This window comes from Bartonella queenslandensis AUST/NH15, from assembly GCF_000312585.1.
Classification (GTDB): domain Bacteria; phylum Pseudomonadota; class Alphaproteobacteria; order Rhizobiales; family Rhizobiaceae; genus Bartonella; species Bartonella queenslandensis_A.
This window is the reverse complement of the sequence record NZ_HE998003.1, coordinates 35531-41071: the sequence shown is the minus strand read 5'-3', so window position 1 is coordinate 41071 and position 5541 is coordinate 35531. Positions and strand designations below refer to the sequence as shown.

The 5541-nt window shown below is 37.7% G+C and carries 2 protein-coding genes and 1 pseudogene; 2 read left to right on the top strand and 1 reads right to left on the bottom strand.

Annotation, left to right across the window (positions count from 1 at the left end):
- Nucleotides 1-2200: aminopeptidase N (gene pepN, locus BN338_RS05330; protein WP_039759780.1), on the top strand; the 2200-nt coding region annotated here is incomplete at its 5' end.
- A gap of 287 nt (nucleotides 2201-2487) precedes the next feature.
- Nucleotides 2488-4808: pseudogene (locus BN338_RS05325) on the top strand (sensor histidine kinase).
- Nucleotides 4809-4821: 13 nt separating this feature from the next.
- Here the strand turns inward: BN338_RS05325 and BN338_RS05320 are convergent.
- Nucleotides 4822-5340: a methylated-DNA--[protein]-cysteine S-methyltransferase gene (locus tag BN338_RS05320; protein ID WP_039759778.1), complete on the bottom strand. Its 519-nt coding sequence runs from the start codon at nucleotides 5338-5340 to the stop codon at nucleotides 4822-4824.
- Nucleotides 5341-5541: the final 201 nt, after the last annotated feature.

The following is a 5541-nucleotide window of genomic DNA, read 5'->3' as shown; positions in this document are numbered from 1 at the left end:
TCTTTCTACCTATAGAGTGAAAATTGAGGCAGACTCCCAAACAATCCCAATCTTGCTTTCAAACGGTAATCTAGTGGAAACAGGAACTTTAGAGAATAATCGCCATTTTGCCGTTTGGGAAGATCCTTATCCTAAACCATCTTATCTCTTTGCTTTAGTAGGTGGTGATCTTGATAAGTTAGAAGACCATTTTACAACTGTATCTGGACGACGTGTCGAGCTTGGTATCTATGTGGAAAAAGGAAAAACTAAACGTGCAACCTATGCAATGGATGCTCTCAAACATTCCATGCGTTGGGATGAACAATGTTTCGGGCGTGAATATGATCTTGATGTTTTCAATATTGTTGCCGTTTCCGATTTTAACATGGGCGCAATGGAAAATAAAGGACTTAACATTTTTAATGATAAATATGTTCTTGTCGATCCTGAAACAGCAACCGATCAGGATTATAGAAACGTTGAACGTATCATTGCCCATGAATATTTCCATAACTGGAGCGGTAATCGTGTTACCTGTCGCGATTGGTTTCAACTCTGCTTAAAAGAAGGATTCACTGTTTATCGTGATCAGGAATTTTCCTCAGATCAAAATGTACGCAGCCTACAGCGAATTGAAAATGTAAAAACATTAAAAGCGACGCAATTTGCCGAAGATTCGGGACCTCTCGCTCATCCTGTCCGTCCTCGTCAATATAGTCAAATTAACAATTTTTACACCACAACTGTTTATGAAAAAGGTGCTGAAGTTGTTCGCATGATACAGACTATTTTAGGTCCCTCTCTGTTTCGTAAAGGTACTGATCTTTATTTTCAACGTTATGATGGACAAGCTTGTACAATTGAAGATTTTATCTCTTGTTTTGCTGAAGTGTCTGGTCAAGACTTCTCTCAATTCATGCTGTGGTATGAACAAGCTGGAACCCCCAATATAGAAATCGATAGTCATTACAGCAATGGTGTTTTAACAATTCATGCAAAGCAACATATTCCTGCAACCCCACAACAAAACACAAAAAAGCCCATGCTTATCCCTATCGTATTTGGCTTGTTAGGATCTCATGGAGAAAATCTTACTTATGAAGCGGAAACAGATATTCAATCAAACATTATGCTTTTATCCAAGGAAAGCCAAACCTTTACATTGAAGGGGCTTCGTGAAAAACCCGTTTTATCACTGCTGCGAGATTTTTCTGCACCAATCATTCTACACACGCCATTCAATGAAAGTGAACTTATTTTTCTTGCACAACATGATGACAATCACATCAATCGCTGGCAATCTCTTAACCATTTAATGATGCAAGCTTTGATTCAAAGCATTCAAGATAAAACACTGACAAAAGCAACACTCCCCTCTACTTTACTAGATCTGACTGAAACGATCATAACAGATGAAAACTTAGAGCCTGAATTTCGTGCCTTCTGTTTAAATTTGCCTAGTGAAGTGGAGCTTGCTCATACAATCGGTAAAAATATTGACCCAGATCGTATTCATTATATCCGCAATCAGTTTTTAGCTTCGCTTGCACAAACACATCAAGAGCTCTTAACAAAATTCTATGGGCAAATGCAATCCCAAGAGCCTTATTCACCAAACACTGCACAAGCTGGAAAGCGAGCATTAAAGAATATAATATTGGATTATCTTTCCATTGCTGAGAACAATCCAAATCGTGCGGCCACACAGTATGCAACAGCTGATAATATGACTGATCGTATGGCGAGTATTGCTGTTCTTGTAAAGCGTTTTAATGAAAGCGAGCAGGCACAAAATGCCTTAAATGATTTTGAAAACCGCTATCGGCATGACCCTTTAGTCATGGATAAATGGTTTTCTGTTCAAGCAATGGTTGCTGGCGCAGAAACACTCGAGAATGTTAAAAAGCTCATGCACCACCCGCTGTTTTCAAAAGATAATCCTAATCGTGTACGGTCCCTGATCGGTGTCTTTGCATCTCACAACCCCACAGGTTTCAACAGGATGGATGGAGCATCTTATCATTTTCTTTGCCAAATCATTTTGGAAATTGACAAAAAAAATCCACAGCTCGCTTCACTATTATTAACAATGATGCGCTCTTGGCGACAATTAGAACCCATTCGGCAACAAAAACTTGAAACTGAATTAAAAACGATTGCTGCTGCGCCCAAATTATCAAGCGATGTTTCTGATATCATCAATCGTCTACTTACTTGAAATAAAAAATATTTTTAATCAATATGCTATAATATTTCTTTAAATAAATTCTATAAACATCTCGATCATTATTAAACCGATAAACAGGCAATCTAAGCCTGTTTATCGGTCATGTTTTAAATACCTTTTTCTTTTCATATTCCACATTCATAAAAGTAAAACACTTTTTTTTAAAAAAAGACTGGACAGAAGACTCCTGTTTTGATTCATTGCATTCTCATGGGGTTTATTCATGAAGATCGAAGCAGTTTTTAAATCACATTATTCCGGAATTAAAGGAACAAGAGATGACTAAATTGGACGCATATAATGCGCCAACGGAGATATATGCTGATTCAAAATCGAGCGCTCAAAGTCATAAAGCGCAGACAAAACCTACTCATCTACTGTCTGGCTTTGCCTATAAAAAACTTCTCTTTATTGAACCTTGGTTACGACGCTCACTTCCTTTTGTCGTTGTCGCATTTCTTATTACCCTTGCAGCAATTCGTTTTGTATCAGTCTATGATTGGCGCAATACAATTGATAAAAATACACGTTCTACCATTGCTCTCTTAGCATCTCATATTACCAATACTCTTGATCGTGACTTATTGGCTGTTTCTCAGAAAGGAAAAAGCTCTGCCCTTTCTCATAATCACTTACAAAATATTCTCGCCACTTTTCACAATCAAGATCTTATTAATCCCAGCACGCTGATTGCCATTGTTGATCAAAAAGGCAATGTCTTGGCTTCATCCAGTTCAGAGATCGTCTTAGGAAAACCTTTGCAAGATTTTATCTCTGATAGCATTGCTTTGCAATCTCTTGGACAAGACGCTGGAATTATGAAAATCACAATAGGCAAAGATACCCCTGCTCTTGCCTTATTTCACCAAACGGGAAATGGGCAATATGGCGTATTTATTAGTGAAAAGATGCAAGATAGCGCTATGGAATGGCGCAAATTTTTTTCGCTTAATATAACCCTCTTCATCGGAACAAGCGGTATTATTCTTGTTCTTCTTTATGCTTATTATAATCAACTTTTACGAGCGCGTAAGACAGATCTTGTTTCAGAAAAAATTCAAAATCGTATTGATATGGCAATGATGCGTGGGCGTTGCGGATTATGGGATTGGAATATGGCAAGTGGGCGCGTCTATTGGTCACGAGCAATGTACGAAATGCTTGGCTATGTCCCTCAAGATGCATTGCTTTCAATTTCCCAAATTAGCGCCATTATCAATCCAAATGATGCCAATTTTTTTGACCTTGCTCAAGAATTAATGGGAGGCAAAAAAAGCATATTGATATCAATGTTCCCATGCGTCATGCTGATGGTCATTATGTATGGATGCGACTTCGCGCTGAAGTTACTGAAGAAGAAGAACCCCATTTGGTTGGTATTTCTTTCGACATTAGTGAACAGCAGCAACTGGCTGAACAAACAGCGCAAGCCGACCTTCGCATCCGTGATGCAATTGAAAATATTTCAGAATCTTTTGTCTTGTGGGATGCTGAGGGGCGCTTAGTCATGTCCAACAGCAAATTTTGCGAATATGCCGCTATTCCTAAACAAATTCTACAATCAGGAATCCAACGTGCAACCGTCGAAGCTATGGCCCGACCTGCACTTAGTGAATATCCTCTTAAAGATGATGGTACCGGTAACTTAACCAGCATTCGCCAAACGGCAGATGGTTATTGGCTTAAAATTAATGAACGGCGAACTCAAGATGGAGGATTGGTTTGTATTGGTACTGACATTTCTGAACTTAAACAACAACAGGAAAAATTTGAAGACAGCGAAAGACGTCTTTTTTCTTTCATTCAAGAACTCAAACGCACGAGAGGAAGTGCTCAACAACGTGCAACAGAAGTTGAAAAACTTAATAAAAGTCTGAAAGAAGAAAAAGAACGTGCCGAAAGTGCGAATAAGGCTAAATCAGAATTTTTAGCCAATATGTCTCATGAATTGCGTACTCCACTGAATGCTATTCTTGGCTTTTCAGATATCATGTTGCAATCGACTTTTGGCCCTCTTGGTTCACAACGCTATAAGGAATATATGCATGATATTTACAATTCAGGGGCCCATCTTCTAACCCTTATCAATGATATCCTTGATATGTCAAAAATCGAAGCCGGACGATTTACACTTGATTGTAAAAATACCGATCTTGAACCCATCATTAGTGAAGCAGTCCGAACACTAACGCCTCAAGCTCAAGAAAAAAATATCGCTGTTACAACAAATATCACTCCAGAGCTTCATGCTGAAGTTGATGGGCGTGCAATGAAACAAATTTTCCTTAATCTCATCTCTAATGCCGTTAAATTTACGCCTTCTGGTGGAAATATTGATGTCTGCGCTTTCAAGAAAAAAAATAACCTTATTTTTAAAATTACAGATACAGGTGTTGGTATTCCGCAGTCAGCCATCAAAAAACTTGGGCAACCTTTTGAACAAGTTGAAAACCAGCTTACTAAATCGCATACGGGATCGGGTCTTGGATTAGCTATTTCACGCTCTTTGTTAGAACTCCATAAAGGAAAACTTGAAATTACATCAAAAGAAATGAAAGGAACAACGGTAACGATTATAATGCCCATCACACAAGGTTAAATTTATTTTTAATTCAACCATTTTGTTCCCGTTGTAGCAAAATCTGTTTTCGTTTCTTCCCCCAACGATATCCTGAAATACAACCATTTTTACGCACAACACGATGACAAGGAATGATGACAGCCAATTCATTACGTGCACAGGCATGAGCAACGGCACGAAAAGCATTTGGCATCCCCACACGACATGCTAATTCCTTATATGAAATTGTTTCACCACATGGTATATTACATAATGTTTCCCATACTTTTCGTTGAAAAACTGTACCATTTATATCTAAGGGAAAATTATATTTCTTTACCAACTTAGGCGTTTCTATCATGGCTATAATATGAGCAACTTCTCTTTTAAATACATTGTCATCTACAACTTGTTGCGCATCACCAAATCGTACCATGAATTCCTGCAATAATTGTTCTATCGTATCTCCTAAGGCTATATGAAAAATCCCTTTTTGAGATCTTCCCACCAAAAGCTTTCCTATGGATACATCTTTAAAACAGAATATTCTCTTTTGGGAAATGTTCAGCATTTTAACTTTCTCTATATTTAAAAAAGTTTTGAACATTATCTTATAAAATAAAGGGAGAATATTTACTATCTTTTAAATCCAAACATGATTATCCTGAAATTATCTTCTTCGTTATTGTACCAACATACACTCTCACTATTTTATGGAATGGAATCATACAGCGATTGGCTTTCTTCCTACCCTAAAGAACCAAAACTCTAA

Coding starts and splice junctions, on each gene's coding strand:
- BN338_RS05320 (WP_039759778.1), bottom strand. CDS start 5,340: ATGCTGAACATTTCCCAAAAGAGAATATTCTGTTTTAAAGATGTATCC.